The sequence below is a fragment of the Flavobacterium cauense R2A-7 genome, from assembly GCF_000498475.1.
Lineage (GTDB): Bacteria > Bacteroidota > Bacteroidia > Flavobacteriales > Flavobacteriaceae > Flavobacterium > Flavobacterium cauense.
This window is the reverse complement of record NZ_AVBI01000001.1, coordinates 77476-96546: the sequence shown is the minus strand read 5'-3', so window position 1 is coordinate 96546 and position 19071 is coordinate 77476. Positions and strand designations below refer to the sequence as shown.

The 19071-nt window shown below is 39.0% G+C and carries 18 protein-coding genes; 3 read left to right on the top strand and 15 right to left on the bottom strand.

All coding sequences use genetic code 11. The annotated features are described in order from the left end of the window. Position 1: 1 nt before the first annotated feature. Genes rodA through purH form a run of 6 tightly spaced genes read right to left on the bottom strand, consistent with a single transcriptional unit; the run spans position 2 to position 7221 of the window. Complete coding sequence (gene rodA / locus FCR2A7T_RS00435; protein WP_035116736.1) at positions 2-1258, bottom strand: rod shape-determining protein RodA; 1257 nt, start codon at positions 1256-1258, stop codon at positions 2-4. Beyond that, on the bottom strand, positions 1255-3276 hold the full coding sequence (gene mrdA / locus FCR2A7T_RS00430; protein ID WP_023569287.1) for a penicillin-binding protein 2: 2022 nt from the start codon (positions 3274-3276) through the stop codon (positions 1255-1257). Before mrdA ends, rodA begins: the two co-directional genes overlap by 4 nt. Further along, positions 3273-3779 carry a hypothetical protein gene (locus FCR2A7T_RS00425; RefSeq protein WP_035116734.1) on the bottom strand — a complete coding sequence of 169 codons (507 nt, stop codon included), beginning with the start codon at positions 3777-3779 and terminating at the stop codon, positions 3273-3275. The genes mrdA and FCR2A7T_RS00425 overlap by 4 nt, the downstream gene beginning before the upstream one ends. After that, complete coding sequence (gene mreC, locus FCR2A7T_RS00420) at positions 3772-4599, bottom strand: rod shape-determining protein MreC (protein ID WP_023569286.1); 828 nt, start codon at positions 4597-4599, stop codon at positions 3772-3774. Before mreC ends, FCR2A7T_RS00425 begins: the two co-directional genes overlap by 8 nt. An 11-nt stretch (positions 4600-4610) precedes the next feature. Next, positions 4611-5639, bottom strand: coding sequence for a rod shape-determining protein (locus FCR2A7T_RS00415; protein WP_023569285.1), 1029 nt, complete (start codon positions 5637-5639; stop codon positions 4611-4613). A gap of 55 nt (positions 5640-5694) precedes the next feature. Further along, entirely contained in the window at positions 5695-7221 is a 1527-nt protein-coding gene (purH, locus tag FCR2A7T_RS00410; RefSeq protein ID WP_023569284.1) for a bifunctional phosphoribosylaminoimidazolecarboxamide formyltransferase/IMP cyclohydrolase, read from the bottom strand. Positions 7222-7511: 290 nt separating this feature from the next. Here purH and FCR2A7T_RS00405 point away from each other — a divergent pair, with 290 nt between their 5' ends. After that, a complete protein-coding gene (locus tag FCR2A7T_RS00405; RefSeq protein ID WP_023569283.1) occupies positions 7512-8777 on the top strand; it encodes an ABC transporter permease in 1266 nt (421 codons plus the stop codon). A gap of 220 nt (positions 8778-8997) precedes the next feature. On the opposite strand, the gene accD is transcribed toward FCR2A7T_RS00405, so the two are convergent. The 3 genes from accD to tamL all read right to left on the bottom strand — a co-directional run bounded on the left by accD (position 8998) and on the right by tamL (position 13592). Continuing rightward, complete coding sequence (gene accD, locus FCR2A7T_RS00400; RefSeq protein ID WP_023569282.1) at positions 8998-9852, bottom strand: acetyl-CoA carboxylase, carboxyltransferase subunit beta; 855 nt, start codon at positions 9850-9852, stop codon at positions 8998-9000. A gap of 64 nt (positions 9853-9916) precedes the next feature. Further along, a complete protein-coding gene (fbaA, locus tag FCR2A7T_RS00395) occupies positions 9917-10984 on the bottom strand; it encodes a class II fructose-bisphosphate aldolase (RefSeq protein ID WP_023569281.1) in 1068 nt (355 codons plus the stop codon). A gap of 46 nt (positions 10985-11030) precedes the next feature. After that, on the bottom strand, positions 11031-13592 hold the full coding sequence (tamL, locus tag FCR2A7T_RS00390; protein WP_081709352.1) for a translocation and assembly module lipoprotein TamL: 2562 nt from the start codon (positions 13590-13592) through the stop codon (positions 11031-11033). Between the two features lie 37 nt (positions 13593-13629). Between tamL and FCR2A7T_RS00385 the strand changes: the two genes are divergently transcribed. Further along, positions 13630-14358 (top strand): TrmH family RNA methyltransferase, encoded by a 729-nt coding sequence (locus tag FCR2A7T_RS00385; RefSeq protein WP_023569279.1) that lies wholly within the window; start codon positions 13630-13632, stop codon positions 14356-14358. Here the strand turns inward: FCR2A7T_RS00385 and porT are convergent. Then, complete coding sequence (gene porT / locus FCR2A7T_RS00380) at positions 14355-15059, bottom strand: type IX secretion/gliding motility protein PorT/SprT (RefSeq protein ID WP_023569278.1); 705 nt, start codon at positions 15057-15059, stop codon at positions 14355-14357. The two genes, FCR2A7T_RS00385 and porT, sit on opposite strands and share 4 nt — an antisense overlap. A 1-nt stretch (position 15060) precedes the next feature. After that, positions 15061-15792, bottom strand: a complete 732-nt coding sequence (ubiE, locus tag FCR2A7T_RS00375) for a bifunctional demethylmenaquinone methyltransferase/2-methoxy-6-polyprenyl-1,4-benzoquinol methylase UbiE (RefSeq protein WP_023569277.1) — start codon at positions 15790-15792, stop codon at positions 15061-15063. A gap of 220 nt (positions 15793-16012) precedes the next feature. Here ubiE and FCR2A7T_RS00370 point away from each other — a divergent pair, with 220 nt between their 5' ends. After that, positions 16013-16330 carry a hypothetical protein gene (locus FCR2A7T_RS00370; protein ID WP_023569276.1) on the top strand — a complete coding sequence of 106 codons (318 nt, stop codon included), beginning with the start codon at positions 16013-16015 and terminating at the stop codon, positions 16328-16330. A gap of 76 nt (positions 16331-16406) precedes the next feature. Here FCR2A7T_RS00370 and FCR2A7T_RS00365 read toward each other — a convergent pair whose 3' ends face one another. From FCR2A7T_RS00365 to FCR2A7T_RS00350, 4 genes are all read right to left on the bottom strand, one after another. Then, a complete protein-coding gene (locus tag FCR2A7T_RS00365; RefSeq protein WP_023569275.1) occupies positions 16407-16892 on the bottom strand; it encodes a dihydrofolate reductase in 486 nt (161 codons plus the stop codon). Continuing rightward, entirely contained in the window at positions 16892-17230 is a 339-nt protein-coding gene (locus FCR2A7T_RS00360; protein ID WP_035116732.1) for a 2TM domain-containing protein, read from the bottom strand. Before FCR2A7T_RS00360 ends, FCR2A7T_RS00365 begins: the two co-directional genes overlap by 1 nt. 76 nt (positions 17231-17306) lie before the next feature. Next, the gene (locus FCR2A7T_RS00355; RefSeq protein ID WP_023569274.1) at positions 17307-17912 is read right to left on the bottom strand and encodes a hypothetical protein; all 606 of its coding nucleotides are present in this window, start codon (positions 17910-17912) and stop codon (positions 17307-17309) included. A 178-nt stretch (positions 17913-18090) separates the two neighbouring features. Beyond that, complete coding sequence (locus FCR2A7T_RS00350; protein ID WP_023569272.1) at positions 18091-19062, bottom strand: extracellular catalytic domain type 1 short-chain-length polyhydroxyalkanoate depolymerase; 972 nt, start codon at positions 19060-19062, stop codon at positions 18091-18093. Positions 19063-19071 lie beyond the last annotated feature (9 nt).

Genomic DNA, 19071 nt, shown 5'->3' with positions numbered 1-19071 from the left:
ATTACCATTCGTTTACTTTGTTGGCATCCATCTTGATAAAAATATAAAGCATAATCGTAAAGGCCCACAAACTGGAACCTCCATACGAAAAGAAAGGCAACGGAACCCCAATGGTAGGGAATAGTTTGATAAGCATTGAAATGTTTACAAAAAAGTGGGTGAACAAATAAGTGGCGACACAATACCCGTAAATCCTACTGAATTTTGTTTTTTGTCGTTCGGCGAGGTAAATAATCCGCAGAAATAAACATACAAACAGAAAAATAACTACCGATGCCCCCACAAAACCCCATTCTTCACCAACGGTTGTGAAAATATAGTCGGTGTGTTGCTCCGGTACAAAGCCTCCTTTGGTTTGAGTGCCTTCCAAATAACCTTTTCCAAGCCAGCTTCCGGAACCAATGGCGATCATCGATTGGTTTAGATTGTATCCTTCTTTCTGCATGTTTACATCTTCACCAATTAATACATTGATTCGGTCTTTCTGATGTGGCTCCAGAACGGTTTCATAAACATAATCCACTGATAAAACCATTCCGGTAATTAAGACAAATATAATTCCGTAAATAATTGGATTTCTAGTAATTCGGGTGTTTAGGATGAAATGAATAATCATAACCAGCAAAACAAATCCGATGAGAAATATCGGTTTTACCACTAATGCCAATATAAAAAGTGCAATCCCTATAAATCCGGTCCATAAATACCAGCTGGGTAAGCCTTCGCGATAGAGTACAAAAATCAGGGAGAGAAAAATCATGGCGCTTCCTGCATCGGGTTGCATCATAATAAGTAAAATAGGGAAGCAGAAAACAGATAACGCAAAAAGTTGGTGTTTGAATTTTTTTAAATTGATTTGGGTGTCACTTACCAATTTCGCCAATACCAAAGCCGTTGCGGTTTTAACAAATTCAGAAGGCTGAAAACCAAAACCCCCGAACTGATACCAGTTGGTTTGCCCTTTGATGGTTTTACCAAATGCAAACAATCCCAAAAGTGAAAAGATGCCGAGAATGTAAAAAACAGTGGAATATTTTTCAAATATTTTAGCATCCATGGAGAGGATTACAAAAATCAAAGGAATTGCCAAAATGATGAAAAGCATTTGTTTTCCATAAGTCTGAGACAAATCGAAAAAGGAAGTTTCTTCAATCGGTAAAGAAGCAGAATAAATATTCATCCATCCCATGATAACCAGGATGGTATAAATAATAACGGTAATCCAGTCGATATTGTTGATTACACTTTGGTTTTTCATTTGTTTTTAGGCTTCTGTTTATTATCCGTTGCAGTCACTTTTATATTCGCATTGTTTTTTTGCGAATCGTCTTTTTTGTCTTCTTTTTGAGTACCTGTTTTTTTATCGCCTTTATTTTTTTCCGTTACTTCGGTTTTTTCTTTTGAATCCTTTTTCTTGTCTTTTGGTTCAAAGTAAAAGCCATTAACAACTTTGTCGTATTCTGCCTGCAGACTGCCTTCCATCATACGGCGTTCTAAATCAACTCTTGTTATGGTGTCTTTCTTGATGTATTTTTCAATCATCAAACTGGTTATTGGGGCGGCCCATGTTGCACCGTAATGTCCGTTTTCTACTAACACGGCGATTGCTATTTTCGGATTAATTCTTGGAGCAAAAGCAACAAAAACCGAATGATCTTGCAGCTGTACTCGTTTGCCGTTAATTTTGGTGAAATTTTCAGCGGTACCCGTTTTTCCGCATATTTCTATTCCTTCCACACGCGAACCGTATGCTGTACCCAAGTTGTAAACGTCAAACAAACCGTTAATAATAGGTTTGAAGTATTGCTTGTCTATGGTTGTTATGTGTTTGGTTCGGAATTTTTTATCGATGGGCTGTCCTTTGATTTTTTTGATGATATGAGGTGTATAATAATACCCTTCATTGGCAACGGTAGCCATCATGTTGGCCAATTGAATCGGAGTCATCAGAACCTCTCCTTGTCCGATGGAATTGGAAATAATGGTAGTACTTCTCCAACCGCCATTTGGATACCAGCGATCATAGTAATTAGAGGTTGGGATGTGTCCTTTTCTTCCTGGCGGCAGATCGTAGCCCATGAAATTCCCCAGTCCAAAACTCTTTAAATGGCCACTCCAGGCATTAACACCATATCTTGGTTTTTGAAACTTGTCTATCGTTCTTTTATATACGTTCCCGAAATAGGCGTTACAGGATTTGTAAATACCTACATGCAAATCCCTAACTCCACCACCGCAGTGACAGCGCATAAAGGATCCGCGACCATAGGAGAAACCGTGATTGCAAACAAACTGTGTTTTTTCGTCTATAACGCCTTCCTGTAAGCCAACCAGTGCGGTTAAGATTTTAAAGGGAGAACCCGGAGGGTATTCCGCCAATAACCCCCTGTCAAACAAAGGCATGGAAATGGAGTCGTTGTATAAAGCTGTATAGTTTTTAGAGCGTTCTCTTCCAACCAAAATGGCAGGATCATAAGACGGAGCCGTCACTAAAGCCAATATTTCACCGGTTCTAGGTTCGATTGCTACAATTCCGCCGCGTTTGTTTTTCATTAGGGCTTCACCGTATTTCTGAAGCTCGACATCCAACGTCAGGGTAATGTCTTTTCCCTGAACGGCAATTGTATCGTAAATCCCCTCTTTATACGGACCGATGTCTTTGTTGAAACGGTCGCGCTGACGGTACTTAACCCCTTTAATTCCGCGCAGAATTTCTTCATAGGTCTGTTCCACGCCCTGCATACCAATCAAATCCCCGCTTTTGTAGTAAGGATGTTTTTTGATGATGGCGTCGTTTACCTGAGTGATATAGCCGAAAACGTTGGCGCCTACATTCACCTGATAATCCCTTAAAGAACGTTTCTGAATATAAAACCCTTCGTATTTTCTGATTTTTTCCTGAAAAGCAGCATATTCCATCTTGTTCAGTTGGGGCAGAAATACGGAAGGCAAACGCGGACTGTAGATTTTTGCTTTCTCAATTTTCTTGATAAAATCTTCTTTAGTGATATTGAGGATAGTACAAAATTCTAAAGTGTCAAGGTTTTTGATATCCTTTGGAATGACCATGATGTCATAGGAAGGTTGGTTGGCTACCAATAATTCTCCGTTTCGGTCGTAAATGTAGCCGCGTTCCGGATAATCGTACACTATTTTAATGGCATTGTTGTCCGACTTGATTTTAAAGGAATCGTCGAGAATCTGCAAATAGAAAAGCCTTGCTATTAACAGCACTGCCGTAACAACAATCAAACCGGGTAAAAAAAGCTTTCTCATCGTTTGCTTGGCTTAATTAAGTAGATGCTTATGATGCAAAGTAATAAGGTAAACAAAGTTGATAACAAAGTTCGCCATAAAATTTCCCAAAAGAAATTAAATCGGAAGATTTCTAAAAGGTACAGCACCAAATGGTGAATTAAAACCGCAATAAGGATAAAAGTGAAGCGTTCCGGCGACATTTTATCGGCAATTTTTACCGTTTGATATTCGTAACTGATACCGAAGGCAAATTTGAATATGTACGGGCGCAAGTAGGCTAAAACAAGACAAGCCGTAGCGTGAACGCCTCCCGAATTGGAAAACATGTCCATGGTGAGTCCCAACAGGAAGCTGGCGACCAATAGTCCTGCTCGGTTACCGTTTACAGGATATAAAATGATAAACAGAATGTAGGGAAACGGATTGACATACCCCAGAAAGTTGATGTTGTTAAACAGAACAACCTGAAGGGCAAGCAGCGCCACAAATCGGAAAGTATTTAGGAGAAAGGTACTATTCATCTGGTTTTGTTTCTTCTTCTAATTTAATGATTTCCTTGCGTTTTACATTTTCGATTACATACACGTGACCCAGATTTGTCATGTCGTTGAATAAACGGACGTTAATGGTATAGTAGTTTGTAGCTTTGTCGATGAAGATACGGTCGATTTTTCCAATTGGAATGTTTTCAGGAAAGATTACCGAACGTCCGCCGGTTACAATCGTATCTCCTTTTCGAACGGTCGCCAATCGAGGCACATCAATTAATTGTGCATAGCCCACATTTTTAGCATTCCAGATTAAGGAACCAAAGTGATTTGATTTTTTAATCTTGGCATTAATCTGTGATTTAATATTCAGGATGCTTTGAACCGTAGCGTAATTTTTAGAGGTTTTTTCAACGATACCCACAATCCCCAGACTGTTGACCACACCCATATCGGATTTAATGCCGTCTTTGCTTCCGCTGTTGATGGTGATGTAATTTTCAGGAACGTTGAAGGAATTGTTGATGACTTTGGATTGGATTACTTTAATGTCTTCATATCCTCTCGGAATCAGTTCGGTGGAAGCGATAACCGTATCGGGTTTGTTGTAAAGCAATTGTTTCAGATAAGCATTCTCTTTTGCCAGATTGTCGTTTTGTGTGCGCAGATTAAAGTATTCCTTCACATTGTTGATGCGTTGGTATACACCGCCCGTTACATCGTTAGCCGAACTTACAAACTGGCTTCGATGGTAGGAATGCGACTGAATAGTCAGTGTTAACGAGGTTATCAAAAGCAGCAAAAACAGCAATCGATTGCTGTTTTTAAATATAAAATTAATTATTTGCTGCATGTATTATTTCTTTATTTGATAAGAATACTTCTAAATTTTTGTAGGTTTTTCAATGCCATTCCGGTTCCGCGTACTACTGCTCTTAGGGGGTCTTCAGCAATATACACCGGTAGGTCGGTTTTTTGTGAAATTCGCTTGTCCAGTCCTCGTAACATCGAGCCTCCACCTGCAAGATAAATACCAGTGTTGTAGATGTCTGCTGCTAATTCCGGAGGCGTTTGGGATAAGGTTTCCATTACCGCATCTTCAATACGCTGAATCGATTTGTCCAACGCTTTGGCAATCTCACGGTAGGAAACGTTTACCTGTTTTGGTTTTCCGGTTAACAAGTCACGTCCTTGTACTTCCATTTCATCCGGCGGTGTGTCCAGATCTTCTGTGGCAGCACCGATGGCAATTTTAATTTTTTCAGCGGTAGTTTCCCCAACAAAAAGGTTGTGCTGCGTTCTCATGTAGTAGATGATGTCGTTTGTGAACACGTCACCGGCAATTTTAACCGATTTGTCACACACGATACCGCCTAATGCGATAACAGCAATTTCTGTGGTACCCCCTCCGATATCTACAATCATGTTTCCTTTCGGCTGCATGATGTCAACCCCGATACCGATAGCCGCAGCCATCGGTTCGTGGATTAAGTATACTTCTTTTCCGTTTACACGCTCACACGATTCTTTTACCGCACGCATTTCCACTTCGGTAATCCCTGATGGAATACAAACGACCATACGAAGTGCCGGTGTAAACATTTTTTTCTTTAAGGCAGGAATGCTTTTTATAAACATGCTAATCATTTTCTCCGACGCATCGAAGTCAGCAATAACCCCATCTTTCAAAGGACGAATGGTTTTGATGTTCTCATGGGTTTTACCCTGCATCATGTTCGCTTCCTTACCGACAGCAATGATCTTACCGGTGATGCGGTCACGGGCAACAATAGACGGACTGTCAATAACAACCTTGTCATTATGAATGATTAAGGTATTTGCGGTTCCAAGGTCAATCGCGATGTCCTCGGTCATGAAATCAAAAAATCCCATACTCAAAAGAGGGTTTAATTTATTTATAAATAATTAGCCTACAAAAATAATAAAATTAATGTTTAAAATGGCGAATTCCGGTAAATACCATCGAAACTTTATTTTCGTTGCAATAGTTGATACTCAATTCGTCTTTTATGGAACCACCCGGTTGGATTACCGCAGTAATTCCTGCATTTTTCGCCAATTCCACACAATCCGGGAATGGGAAGAACGCATCACTTGCCATTACGGCACCATTCAAATCAAAACCAAAGGCGTTTGCTTTTTCAACAGCGTGACGCAAGGCATCCACTCTTGAAGTTTGCCCGGTTCCGGAAGCTAGCAATTGTCCGTTTTTAGCGAAAACAATCGTATTGGATTTGGTGTGTTTACAGATTTTGGATGCAAACAGCAAATCATCGATTTCCTGTACTGTCGGAGCTGTATGAGTAACGACTTTTAAATGTTCTTTATTGTCTGTAATATTGTCTTTTTCCTGAATTAACAAACCGTTAAGACAAGTTCTCACTTGTTTTGTAGGTAATTCCACCTCGTTCTGAATCAGGATGATTCTGTTTTTCTTTTCTTCTAAAATTGCAATCGCTTTTTCGTCATACGCCGGTGCAATCACCACTTCGCAAAACAACTTATTGATTTCTTCTGCAGCCGCTTCGTCAATTTTTGAATTGGAAATCAAAACACCTCCGAAAGCCGAAGTCGGATCACCCGCCAAAGCATCCAAATACGCTTCTTTAACTGTGTTTCTTGTAGCTAAACCACAAGCATTGTTGTGTTTTAAAATCGCAAAAGTGGCTTTATCGTTTTTAAACTCGTTCATTAAATTCACTGCCGCATCCACATCCAATAGGTTGTTGTAAGATAGCTCTTTTCCGTGGACTTTATTGAACATTTTGTCAAATTCGCCAAAGAAAAATCCTTTCTGGTGCGGGTTTTCTCCGTAACGTAACACCTGGCCGTCAGCAATACTCGCTTTGTAAACGGTTTCGTCTGAGTTGAAGTAATTGAAAATAGCGCCGTCATAGTGCGAAGAAACGTGGAAGGCTTTGGTTGCCAGTAATTTTCTTTCCGCCAATGTTGTTGCGCCGTTTCCGTTGGTAATCATGTCAAGGAACAAAGCATATTCGTTAACCGAAGCCACGATAACGGTATCTTTAAAATTTTTCGCCGCTGCACGGATTAAGGAAATCCCACCGATGTCGATTTTCTCGATAATATCGGCTTCACTCGCTCCGGAAGCTACTGTTTTTTCAAAAGGATATAAATCTACAATCACTAAATCAATCTGCGGTATTTGGTATTCTTCCATTTGTGCCACATCGCCTTCATGGTCCTGACGGTTCAGGATACCACCGAAGATTTTCGGGTGCAACGTTTTTACGCGTCCGCCAAGTATGGAGGGGTACGAAGTAACATCTTCCACCGCCACAACCGGAATACCGAAGCTTTTAATAAACTCTTCTGTTCCTCCAGTAGAATAAATGGTTACGTTGTGGGCGTGTAATTTTTTTACGATAGGTTCTAAACCTTCTTTGTCAAATACCGAAATTAAGGCGGATTGGATTGTTTTTGCAGTGTTCATTGTGTTGTTGTGTTTAAAGGTGCAAAAGTAGGTATTGTACACTTAAGATTCAAAACATTATAACATAGTTTTTTATATTTTTTTGGAGCGGTTGGTTTGGGCTTTTTTGGAGGCCATTTTCCTGCTGTCCATTGCAATCTGTTAGTGCGAGCTTGCGGGACAATCTCACAATAACAGGATTTACATTCCCATCAGGGCTATTTACGATTTGTCTTGAATTTCTGTAACATTTTTGTCGGTTTTAATACCAATATTCATTCGCTTTCAAAGCATATCAAAATCCGGATACCATGAGCCAACATAACAATACGATTCTTTACGTCCGACTTTTAAAGGAAAGTCTGAGTTTTGCCATGAACGCACTTCGAAACAACAAGTTGCGTACGTTACTGTCTTTGTTGGGTGTTACCATTGGTATTTTTTCCATTATTGCGGTTTTAACGGCTGTAGATTCAATGGACCGGAAAATTAAAAGCGATTTGAGCGGACTGGATAAAAACACCATCTACCTGTTTAAATATTCTTTCGGACCTTCCGATGTTCCGGATTGGAAAATCGGACAGTTTCCCAATGTAACCTACGACGAATATTTGCATCTGCGTCGTTCCTTAACCCATTTGGACAAGAGTTGTTTTGCGTATTTTACTAAAAGGGAAAACATAAAATTTGAAAAACAAACGGCCAGTGCCATTGAAATTGTGCCTTCTACCAACGAAATTGAAGTCATCGACGACGTTAAAGTGGCCGAAGGAAGATTTTTTTCGGAAGCCGAATCCAATGCCGGATTGGGGGTAATTGTAATTGGGAGTGAAGTGGCCAATACGCTTTTTGGCGACATGAATCCTATTGGTAAAGACGTTCGGTTGTACGGACAACGTTACAGTGTGGTTGGGGTAATGAAAAAACAAGGGGAGTCCATTTTCGGGAGTAACGATACCCGGGCGTACATTCCGAGCAATAATTTCCGACGCATCTTCGGAGACAACAACGATGCTTTAACTCCGGTAATCGAACTAAAACCCGAAAAAGGAACCGATATCGAAGAGTTTAAAGGCGAACTAACCTATAAACTCCGTAATTTCAGAGGACTGAAAACCAGTGATCCGGATAATTTTTTCATCAATATTCTTTCCGGTTTTACCGAAATGATTGACGGCATTGTAGGGCAGATGAATCTGGTGGGCTGGATTATCAGTGGATTTTCATTGTTGGTAGGTGGTTTCGGAATTGCCAATATCATGTTCGTTTCGGTAAAAGAGCGTACCAATCTTATCGGAATTCAGAAAGCCTTAGGCGCCAAAAATCGTTTTATCCTTTTCCAGTTTTTGTTTGAAGCGGTTATTCTTTCCGTAATAGGAGGGATTGTGGGGATGTTGCTGGTTTGGGTTATTGCGTTAGGTTTGTCCAAAGCGTTGGATTTTGAGTTCGTACTCGGTTTCTGGAACGTGGTGATTGGAACTTCCTTAGCGGCCTTTATTGGATTGATTTCCGGAATTGTACCTGCTATTTCAGCATCCAAACTGGATCCTGTGGAAGCGATTCGCAGTGGGATGTAATTTAAGTGTTCAGTAATCAGTATTTAGTAATCAGTCGGCAGTTTATAACTGTTGCGTACAGAGTGAAATCGGTATTTTTGTCATTCTGAGCCTGTCGAAGAATCTCATAATTTGAACCATTAGAAAATGTTGCTACTTCTTTGAAATGACAACTGCACTGTTTTACAAAATCAAAATAAATAAAAAAATCCCGTCTAGTAAGCCAGACGGGATTTTTGTTTTATCGGATAGGTTGATTCAAAACCAAATCTAAATACAGATTCACTTTGTCTTTCAACTCTTTTCTCGGTGTAATAAAATCAAGGAAACCATGCTCTAAAACGAATTCGGCCGTTTGGAAACCTTCCGGCAAATCTTTACCGGTCGTGTCTTTTACCACACGTGGTCCTGCAAATCCTATTAAAGCGCCCGGTTCTGCAATGTTGATATCGCCTAACATAGCATAAGAAGCAGTAGTTCCTCCGGTAGTAGGATCAGTACATAATGAAATATACGGGATTCCGGCTTCTGCCAACTGTGCCAATTTTGCGGAAGTTTTGGCCAACTGCATCAACGATTGCGCTGCTTCCATCATACGGGCACCCCCTGACTTTGAAATCATCAGGAACGGGATGTTGTTTTTGATGGAATAGTCAATTCCTCTGGAAATTTTTTCTCCCACAACAGCTCCCATCGATCCACCAATGAAAGCAAAATCCATACAACAAACCACCAAGTCTTTACCTTTGGATTTTCCAACGCCTGTACGGACTGCATCTTTCAGTTTGGTTTTGTCCATTGCATCTTTCAAACGGTCGCTGTATTTTTTTGTATCGACAAATCCAAGGGTGTCTTTTGATGTGATGTTGGCATCCAATTCCGTAAACTCGTTGTTGTCGAATAATATTTCGAAATATTCTTTACTCCCGATACGAACATGGAAACCGTCTTCCGGGCTTACCCAAAGATTTTTTGCCAACTCTTCCGCATCTACAATTTTACCGGTTGGTGATTTGTACCAAAGTCCTTTCGGTACGTCTTTTTTATCTTCAGTTGCGGTTTGAATTCCTTTTTCTGTTCTTTTAAACCAAGCCATAATTTTAATGTATAATGGATAATTGACAATGGATAATTATTAATTGTCAATTATCAATTGTTAATTACAAAGTGTTAACGTTATTTAAATCGGCGAAAGCCTGCTCTAATCGTTTGTTGAAGGTCAATTCTCCTTCACGAATCCATTTTCTCGGATCGTAATGTTTTTTATTTGGAGAATCTGGTCCGTCCGGACTTCCGATTTGTGTTTTTAGATAGTCTATTTTGTCCGTTACATAATCGCGTACGCCTTCGGTAAACGCAAATTGTAAATCGGTATCAATATTCATTTTGATTACCCCGTAGGAAATCGCTTCTCTGATTTCTTCCAAAGTAGAACCCGAACCTCCGTGGAATACGAAATCAACCGGATTGTGACCGGTGTTAAATTTCTGCTGTACAAATTCCTGAGAGTTTTTCAGGATTTTCGGAGTTAGTTTTACGTTCCCCGGTTTGTAAACACCGTGTACGTTTCCAAAAGATGCGGCAATGGTGAAACGCGGACTGATTTTCATCAATTCCTCATAAGCATACGCTACTTCGTCTGGTTGGGTGTATAGTTTTGAACTGTCCACATCAGAGTTGTCCACACCGTCTTCTTCACCGCCGGTAATTCCCAATTCGATTTCCAATGTCATGCCCATTTTGCTCATGCGCTCTAAATATTTTTTAGAAATTTCAAGATTTTCTTCAATCGGTTCTTCCGAAAGATCAATCATGTGGGAGCTGAATAGCGGTTTTCCGGTTTGTTTGAAATGTTCTTCACTGGCATCCAATAAACCGTCAATCCACGGCAATAGGTTTTTCGCACAATGGTCGGTATGTAAAATTACAGTTGCACCGTATGCTTCGGCTAAAGTGTGAATGTGTTTCGCGCCGGCAATTCCACCCAATATTGCAGATTTTTGTCCTTCGTTTGAAAGTCCTTTTCCCGCATTGAATGAAGCGCCACCATTCGAAAACTGAATGATAACCGGTGCGTTAAGCTTGGCAGCCGTTTCCATAACGCCATTAATAGTGCTTGATCCGGTTACGTTTACGGCCGGTAAGGCAAAGCCTTTTTCCTTCGCATAATTAAAAATTTCCTGAACCTGATCTCCGGTAGCTACTCCGGGTTTAATATTGTGAGCCATGGTGTTGTGTTTTTATTTCAGTTGACAAAAATAATAATTTCTATACTTAGAACGGATAATTAATTCCAATATTTATGACCGACTTGTCGAAACGTACGTCTTTCAGCCAGCGTTCGCTTTCCGGTTTGGCGGGGTTGTAGGTTTTAAAGCCGAAGTCCAATCGGCCAATGAAAAAGCTGAAATCATAACGGATTCCCATTCCGGTTCCCAATGCTAAATCTTTTAACGATTTAAAGCCGTTAAAGGTATAGTTCTTGTCTTCCACATTGTCCCAAACATTCCAGATGTTTCCGGCATCAGCAAACAACGCTGCATTCCATTTTCCAAAAATATTTAAACGGTATTCGGCACTTAACGCAATTTTCATATTGGCTTCATTGAAGTCGTTGATGCCGCCGCTGCGTCCGGGTCCTAAACCGTACGATTGCCAAGCTCTGTTGTCGTTCGATCCTCCTCCGAAATAACTTCTTGAAAACGGAATACTGTTGGAATTCCCATAAGGAATCGCAATTCCGAAGAAACCTCTTGTGGCAAAAACGTTTCTTCTTCCCAAATCCCAATGTTTGATGAAATCGAATTCGGTTTTTATATATTGTGAATATTCCACATCCAGGAAGGTTTTTTTACCGTTTGCGTTCAATGGTACTTTACTGATTCCGTGTAAAAGGTTTAGAAAATTTCCGGCCGATTCGATTTTTGTTTTGAAAATACTGAAGGTGTTGTCCAATAAATCGGTTTTGGTGGACTTGGTAAACGTGAAATTAGAGGCAAAAATAAGGTTGTTTTCTGTAAGTCTCTTTTTTCTTTCGTTAATGCTGCGTATGTTTTTATAAGCTGAATCGTCAGGATTTAATACGGTATTGCCCTGAATAACATCATTGATGAAATTATCGGCACCCCCTTCTGAAATCGTCAGATTGCCATTTGCATCAACAAAGGAAGGATTCACGTTATACGTTTGTGCAAAATCATTCAGCGTCGAATAGGAAGAACGGTAAACATTAAAGTAGTTGTACGGGTTGATGTTTCGTACATACTGAATGTTTATAAGGTCTAATCGTGCCGTATTGTTTTTTTTAGGTTGCCAATTGTAATTGATAATTCCGGTAAAATTTTCTTTGTCCAGACCGATATTACGCTGTCTTGTAAAACCAAAACTGGTAATGGTAGTGGGGAACATGATTTTTGGAATAATCCTTTCAGTTTTGAGCGGGAATAATATGCGCGGAATGGTCAGTTTAATGTCGGCACCGTATTCGGAAACATTAAAGAATACGTTATTCGGATTGGCCATGTCTTTGGAAGAACCGATGTTCCCTCTTGTGGAGATGTCAAGAATTTCGGCACCTCTGAAAACGTTTCGCCAGGTAAAAGTCATGTTACCGGCAATTCCGAAATCCTGTATGTTAGAATGCATGAAATCCACGGAAGGAATCCAGCTGTATTTTTTTCTCGGACTTAAATAAATATTAGTGATTAATGACGTCCCTGTCGAATCTTTTGCATCTTCCACATATTCAATGGAAGGGTAGCTGAAAACCCTCAGGTTGCTCAGCGCGCGGGAAGTCAGCAGTCGTCTATTGTCGCTGAAAGTACTTCCTTTGGTGATAAAAATAGCATCGGTAATCGCTTTTGGGCGGTAGGCCAATTTGTCGGAACTGTATAAATTGAAGTTTTTATAGGTAATACTGTCGGCAATTTTAAGTTTGTTTCGACTCGAAGTATTGTCCGTAAAAATATTTACCTCGCTGATTTTGTAGAGTTTGAAAGGAACCTGTAATAAGGAATCGCCTTTTTTTATCGTTTGATTCTCGATAAGAATATCCACATTGGCTTTGTAATCCGTTTTAACGGTATCTACATTATAGGAAATATTGGTTTCCTGAAAGCGATAAGCACCATTATTTCGGAAGTAGGTTGAAATGCGTTTGCGTTCGTCGGCAAAATCTTTAGTGTCGTATTGTTTTCCGGTTTTGATTAGAGAACCACCTTTTATTTTCTGATATAAAGAATCCAAGGCTGGAGTTTCTACTTCAGAGTCGATGCTGTCAATGGTGTAAGGTTTTCCGGTGTCGATAGTATAAGTTATATGCCCACGCTTGTTTTTTAAAGTGTCAATTTTGTAGTTGACTTTTGTTTTGAAATACCCTTTGTTGAAATAGTAATTTAAAAAACGGTTTTTGGTTTTTTGAGTTCTCTTTTCGTCGATAATAACTGGAGCCTCGCCGTTTTTTTTCAGAAAATTACTCAATCCCGAAACGAAAAACGATTGTCCGAGACGGTTTACCTGCTTTTCGGATAATACCGCGGTTAGGTTTTTATGACGATTGGGTTTTCTTTCCAGCCAAACATGATAGGATGAGTCGGCATTTTTTCTGGCCAGATTGTACATCTGCAAACGCAACGGAAAACCAAGTATTAAATGACTGTTGGGTTTTTGATATTGCTGATTGACAATAATTTCATCACTGGTCTTTTTGTCATTAACTAAAATTTCGGTTTTAGTCAAAAGATGCTTTCCTTCCGGTACTCTTTTTACAAGGGAACAGGAGTATATTATTGCACCTAATACAAATAATAGTGCTATTTTTGGTGAATTCTTTTTCAAATCAATTACAAAAGGTAGGTCAAAAATACGTTTTTTTATGCTTAGTAAAAACCAAATAAAGCTAATAACGAGTTTACAGCAAAAAAAGTACCGAAAACAGCAGCAGCTCTTTTTTGCTGAAGGGATAAAGGTAATACAGGAATTGCTGAATTCCAATTTTGAGTTGGAACATCTTTTTGTAACCGATGCCGTTTTTCCTACCGTTCCTAAAAATAAAATTTCGATAATTACCGATGCTGAACTGAAAAAGATTTCGGCACTTACCACGGCTAATAATTGTTTAGCATTGTTTAAGATTCCTGCCGAAGCGCCCATTCGTGAAAACGGACTGATTGTTGCTTTGGACGATGTTCGCGATCCCGGAAATCTCGGAACCATTTTGCGGTTGTGCGATTGGTTTGGGATAACGCAGGTGGTGTGTTCCTTAGAAACGGTAGATATTTACAACCCAAAAGTAGTTCAGGCAACTATGGGTTCGATTACACGTGTTAATGTCGTGTATACGGATTTAGCGGATTTCATTAAAGGGACAAAACTTCCTGTTTTCGGCACCTTTATGGATGGTGAAAATATTTATAAGAGTAAACTTCCCAATGAAGGCGTTATTGTGATGGGAAATGAGGCGAACGGAATTTCATCGGAAATAGAAAAACTGACAAAATACCGTATTTCTATTCCGCGTTTTGGTGATTTACAACAAACGGAAAGTCTTAATGTAGCAACGGCTACCGCAATAATTTTGAGCGAATTTAAGCGAGAGGCTTAATGAAATGCAAAATTAATGAAAATCCCTCTGGTTTTCATGGAAGCCACGTTTCCGGTCCACGGACTGTCCGGCGTATTGTCGCGAATCAGTTCGTCTTTTAAGCCGAAAACCCCACGAATGGAAGGTGAAAATTTAAAATATTCGAAATACAGGTCGATTCCAAAGCCTAATTCGTAGTTCGAGGTCATTTTCTGCATTCGGAAGCGTTCATTATAGTTGTCGTCTTTCGCTTTTGAATTACTGCCGAGATTCATCGATTGCGACAAGCCGCCTACTATATACGGGCGAATATTTCCGATTCGTTTCGAAGAAAATTTCAATAATAAAGGAAAGTGGATGTATGTGGATTTGACTTCCCGCAGTCGGTCAAACGAATCCTCGATGTTCGGATACGTTAAATTTCGTTGAGCATAATACAAGCCGGGCTCGAAACGCAGGTCGATATACTCCATTATGCGAAGGTTTCCGATTAGCCCAACGTTAAATCCGGTAGTACTTTGTACTTCAATATCTTTGTCCGGTTCGATGTAGTCGAATTTAAAATCGTAAGAATTGAATCCTAAATAATACCCCCAATGTACTCTTTGTTTGTCGAAATTCTCCAGATTGATAATCGGATCTTTCCCAAACATGCCAAGTCCTTTTTGACCAAAGCTGTTTGCTGAAACAATGAATACAAGTAAAACAAATAATTTCTTCATGTTATTTTTTTGAAGCCGAATAAATAGTTGCTACTCCAAAGGTTTGAGGCATGTCTTTTACATCTATAAACCCAACTTTTCGCAAAATATTGTTTAAGGCTTCTCCAAAAGGAAAATGAGAGGCGGATTCCGATAAGTAGGAATAGGCCACTTTGTCTTTGGAAAACAGTTTGCCGATAAGTGGTAGGATGGTTTTGGTGTATATATGATATCCCTGTTTGAAAGGGAATTTAGTAGGTACAGAGGTTTCAAGAATCACGAATCGTCCGTTGGGTTTCAGTACGCGTAAAATTTCAGACAATCCTAATTCAAGGTTTTCAAAATTACGGACACCAAACGCTACGGTGATGGCATCGAAATAATTATCGTCGAACGGAATTTTTTCGGAATCGCCCAAAACCATCTCAATTTTGTTTTCCAGATGTTGCTGAACGATTTTCTGTTTTCCGATTTCCAGCATTCCGGCTGAAATGTCCAACCCGATAATTTTTTCGGCATTAGTTTTTGTCATCAAAATGGCAAGGTCTCCGGTTCCGGTAGCAATGTCCAAAATGGTGGAAGGATTTTTTTCGGCGATGAGCTTCAGAACGTTTTTTCTCCATTTCACATCAATCCCGAAAGAAATCACACGGTTGAGGTTGTCATAGTTGCCCGATATGGTATCAAACATCTGTGTAACTTGCTCTTTTTTACCAAGATTGGAAGCTTTATAGGGGGTAATGTTGTCGTTCATCGATTAAATTAATTTGTACAAAGATAATATATTCTTTATCATATTCATCTTGTGAAATAGTTGTAAATTTAATTCCCTTAGAGGAATGTTCTTATACATTATGAAAGAAACAAACTAATGGCCTCACTAAATTTAGTGAGGTGAAAAATACAAGAATTTAGCGATTGTTTGGTGTTGTAATTCGTTGCAATTTTACAATCTAGTTACAAACAGGCTGAATATGTTTTCTAAACTTTTGGTATCGGAAATTAAATGGGTTCTACTGGCACTTGTAGTCTCATTGGTTCTGGTGGAAAGTATCAACAGCAGTTCTTTTTTTAGCGCTGCTGAATCAGGGGTGCCGCAAACGTTCTTTGGGTTAAATTTGTTTTTGGAAATTTTAGTTTTTTTTGTCTTTAGTACTTTTGTGGTATTTGGTATTAGAGGCTTTTTTGAGATGTATTCTCACAAATTTGCCAATGTTATTATATTCATATCAGGTTTATTGTTAACAGTGGTAATTTTTATTTTATGTTTTCAGGTACTTTTCCCCGAATAATCCGATAGTAGGTTAGATACATTTTTAGTTTGTTAGTTGAAACATCCCGGTAGTCATTATCGGGATGTTTTTCTTTTTATAACCTGATGTAAGTCAGAAAAGTATAGTCAAAAGCATGTTTTTCGTCTTTGGGATGAAATTCCTCAAAAACCAGTTCCCATTCTTCAGGGTTTATTTCCGGGAAAAAAGTATCGGCTTCCGGAGTGGTTAAAACCCTTGTAAGTTCTATTTTATCGGCAATACTCATTGATTGTTGGTATATTTCTCCTCCGCCTATTATAAAAATATCTTCGTCTTTCGGACAAGTATCTATTGCTTTTTTTAATGAATTCACCACAATACAACCTTCGGGAGCGGTGTAGTCTTCTTGGCGTGTTATAATTACATGGGTACGATTCGGTAAAGGTTTCGGAAAACTTTCAAAGGTTTTTCTTCCCATTACGATAAAATGACCGGTCGTAATTTGTTTGAATCGTTTGAAATCATCGGGTAAATGCCAAATCAAATCGTTGTCTTTTCCCAGAGCATTGTTTGCTGCAGCGGCAGCGATTATTGTAATCATTATTCGGTAATGTTGTTTTTCTTATTGAAGTCTTTTTCGATTTGTTCCAATTTCCGTTCCTGTTTCATAATCAGTTTGTCAATCTGGGCGCGTTCCCATTTTTTGTTCATGAAACTGTCGGTAATGAAAACCCGGATGAAATGCAGGATAAATAAAAATGCCCAAATGGTAATTCCCCAAGGATACCAGTCAATATCGGGTCGTATGCCGAGAAGTTTATTGGCGGTAATCATGAAAAGGCTGCCGACAAAAAACAAAACAAAATGAAAATACAGGTGTTTTTTCTGTCTTAAACGCTGTCTGGCGTACTCATACAGTTCGTGTTGATTGATTTCCATAAATTCATTTTTACGGAATTAAAGATAAAAAAAATGACTGATAACAATAAAAAAATCTTTTCGTTTTTTTGGGGAATCAGGCTTTGTTAAACCCGATATTCATATCCGAAGGGTTAATGGTTTTTTTTAATTCGGAATATTTTTTATCGTATTCTTCTTTTGAAATAGCTTTGATGGATTTGAGCCATTTGAAATTGTTAAGTTGACTTTCATAATCCAGATTTTCATCAATCGTTGCATAATTTTCTCTCAAATAGCTGTTGCGTGCTTTGATGATTTCGTCGATAAAAAGGGTGACGGTTTTTTCGTTTGGAATTTTTTTGTGGATCAGGATGCTGTTGCCGTCACTGAGTTTGATTTGCCAGAAATCGGCACGGGAAAACCAATACAATATGAAAAATGATAGCGCCAGGAAAAAGCCTGTTCCGGCAGCTAAATCCTGAATATGAGTTGCTTTAAATGACGCAGTTGAGATGAGAATTGCAGTAACACAACATCCGAAAGCCAGCAATAAAAAATAAAGGTTGGCTGTTTTGTGCGACACTTTTTCCCCGTCAATATTTTCAAAAGGAATGTCTATTTCGTTTGTATTTCCAAATCGTGTTACACTGCAGAAAATCTTTGAATCCGTAAGTCTGACTTCCCGTTGGACAAAGTTTTTTTTCTGATTCAGTGTTTTCATAAATGGTTTCTGTTTTAACAGGGATTTCACGTAATCCGATTAAAGTTAGCAAATTATCTGCTTATATGGGAAAGTTTTTCAATGATTTTGAGGCTTTTTTGGTTGTAATTCAATCGTAATTTTTAAGCTGCTTTTTAATTCTCAACCGATTGATAAATTTTCTGCGTACAAATAAGTGTTATGGTTTTAACGTGAGCAAACCGAACTCTTTGGCGGTCTGATAAGTGGAATGAAAACCTTTCTCTACAGAAGAGCGGCCTTTTTTTCCGCCTTCCTCTTCTTTTTCTCCTGGGTTTATCAGTAATTTATGTCCTAAATTGGCAACTTCGTACAAAATTATTTTAGGATGGCCGGCTGAGTCTTGAAATTCTTTTCTGCAGATGTCGTTAATGCCCATAAAGGAATTTTCTGTTTTATCAGGGATGGTGTCGATGTTTTGAATACCTGCCCACTGACTGACAACAACCGAAGCGTTTTTATAATTAACAAGACCATCATCTTTCCCATGATAAATGATAAGCGTAGGGTAAGCGCCTTTGTATTCTGGATTCTGCTCTTTAATTACTTTGGTAAGTTCGTTCTGAGTGTAATTTTTTTTACCCGACATGGCTTGCAAGGCATCAAAAAAACCAGTTGCAATTTTATAGCCGCCACCTGAAAAAACAGAGGCACTTTGAAAAATTTCCGGATGAGTTGCCAGCATTGCCATGGACATGCAAGCTCCGGCGGAAAGTCCGGTTATGTAGATTTTATCAGAATCAATATTGTAGTTGATTTTTGCGTATTGAATCATTTCAAAAATCGATTCGCATTCGCCTTTTCCTTTTTCAACATCGCTTTCCCTAAACCAGTTAAAGCACGAATTCGGGTTGTTGATGAATTTTTGCTGCGGATAGAGCACTACAAAATTGTTGTTCTTTGCCAGTTTGTCCCAACCGGTTAATTCCGCAACTTCTTTTGCATTTTGGGTACAACCGTGCAGAACGATTACCAAAGGTTTTTTGGTAGTTTCTGTTGGAACAGGATTGTAAACAAACATTTTTAAATTGCCCGGATTTTTCCCGAAATGCTCAACTTCTACAGCTTCCTGACTGTATAAAAGATTGGTACAAATCAAGAAAAGCAGAAAAAATTTGATTACGGGTTTCATGCTGGGAAA

What these genes read in the sequence shown, in the direction of transcription:
- rodA (WP_035116736.1), bottom strand. Translation starts at nt 1,258, where the DNA reads ATGAAAAACCAAAGTGTAATCAACAATATCGACTGGATTACCGTTATT.
- mrdA (WP_023569287.1), bottom strand. Translation starts at nt 3,276, where the DNA reads ATGAGAAAGCTTTTTTTACCCGGTTTGATTGTTGTTACGGCAGTGCTG.
- FCR2A7T_RS00425 (WP_035116734.1), bottom strand. Translation starts at nt 3,779, where the DNA reads ATGAATAGTACCTTTCTCCTAAATACTTTCCGATTTGTGGCGCTGCTT.
- mreC (WP_023569286.1), bottom strand. Translation starts at nt 4,599, where the DNA reads ATGCAGCAAATAATTAATTTTATATTTAAAAACAGCAATCGATTGCTG.
- FCR2A7T_RS00415 (WP_023569285.1), bottom strand. Translation starts at nt 5,639, where the DNA reads ATGGGATTTTTTGATTTCATGACCGAGGACATCGCGATTGACCTTGGA.
- purH (WP_023569284.1), bottom strand. Translation starts at nt 7,221, where the DNA reads ATGAACACTGCAAAAACAATCCAATCCGCCTTAATTTCGGTATTTGAC.
- FCR2A7T_RS00405 (WP_023569283.1), top strand. Translation starts at nt 7,512, where the DNA reads ATGAGCCAACATAACAATACGATTCTTTACGTCCGACTTTTAAAGGAA.
- accD (WP_023569282.1), bottom strand. Translation starts at nt 9,852, where the DNA reads ATGGCTTGGTTTAAAAGAACAGAAAAAGGAATTCAAACCGCAACTGAA.
- fbaA (WP_023569281.1), bottom strand. Translation starts at nt 10,984, where the DNA reads ATGGCTCACAATATTAAACCCGGAGTAGCTACCGGAGATCAGGTTCAG.
- FCR2A7T_RS00385 (WP_023569279.1), top strand. Translation starts at nt 13,630, where the DNA reads ATGCTTAGTAAAAACCAAATAAAGCTAATAACGAGTTTACAGCAAAAA.
- porT (WP_023569278.1), bottom strand. Translation starts at nt 15,059, where the DNA reads ATGAAGAAATTATTTGTTTTACTTGTATTCATTGTTTCAGCAAACAGC.
- ubiE (WP_023569277.1), bottom strand. Translation starts at nt 15,792, where the DNA reads ATGAACGACAACATTACCCCCTATAAAGCTTCCAATCTTGGTAAAAAA.
- FCR2A7T_RS00370 (WP_023569276.1), top strand. Translation starts at nt 16,013, where the DNA reads ATGTTTTCTAAACTTTTGGTATCGGAAATTAAATGGGTTCTACTGGCA.
- FCR2A7T_RS00365 (WP_023569275.1), bottom strand. Translation starts at nt 16,892, where the DNA reads ATGATTACAATAATCGCTGCCGCTGCAGCAAACAATGCTCTGGGAAAA.
- FCR2A7T_RS00360 (WP_035116732.1), bottom strand. Translation starts at nt 17,230, where the DNA reads ATGGAAATCAATCAACACGAACTGTATGAGTACGCCAGACAGCGTTTA.
- FCR2A7T_RS00355 (WP_023569274.1), bottom strand. Translation starts at nt 17,912, where the DNA reads ATGAAAACACTGAATCAGAAAAAAAACTTTGTCCAACGGGAAGTCAGA.
- FCR2A7T_RS00350 (WP_023569272.1), bottom strand. Translation starts at nt 19,062, where the DNA reads ATGAAACCCGTAATCAAATTTTTTCTGCTTTTCTTGATTTGTACCAAT.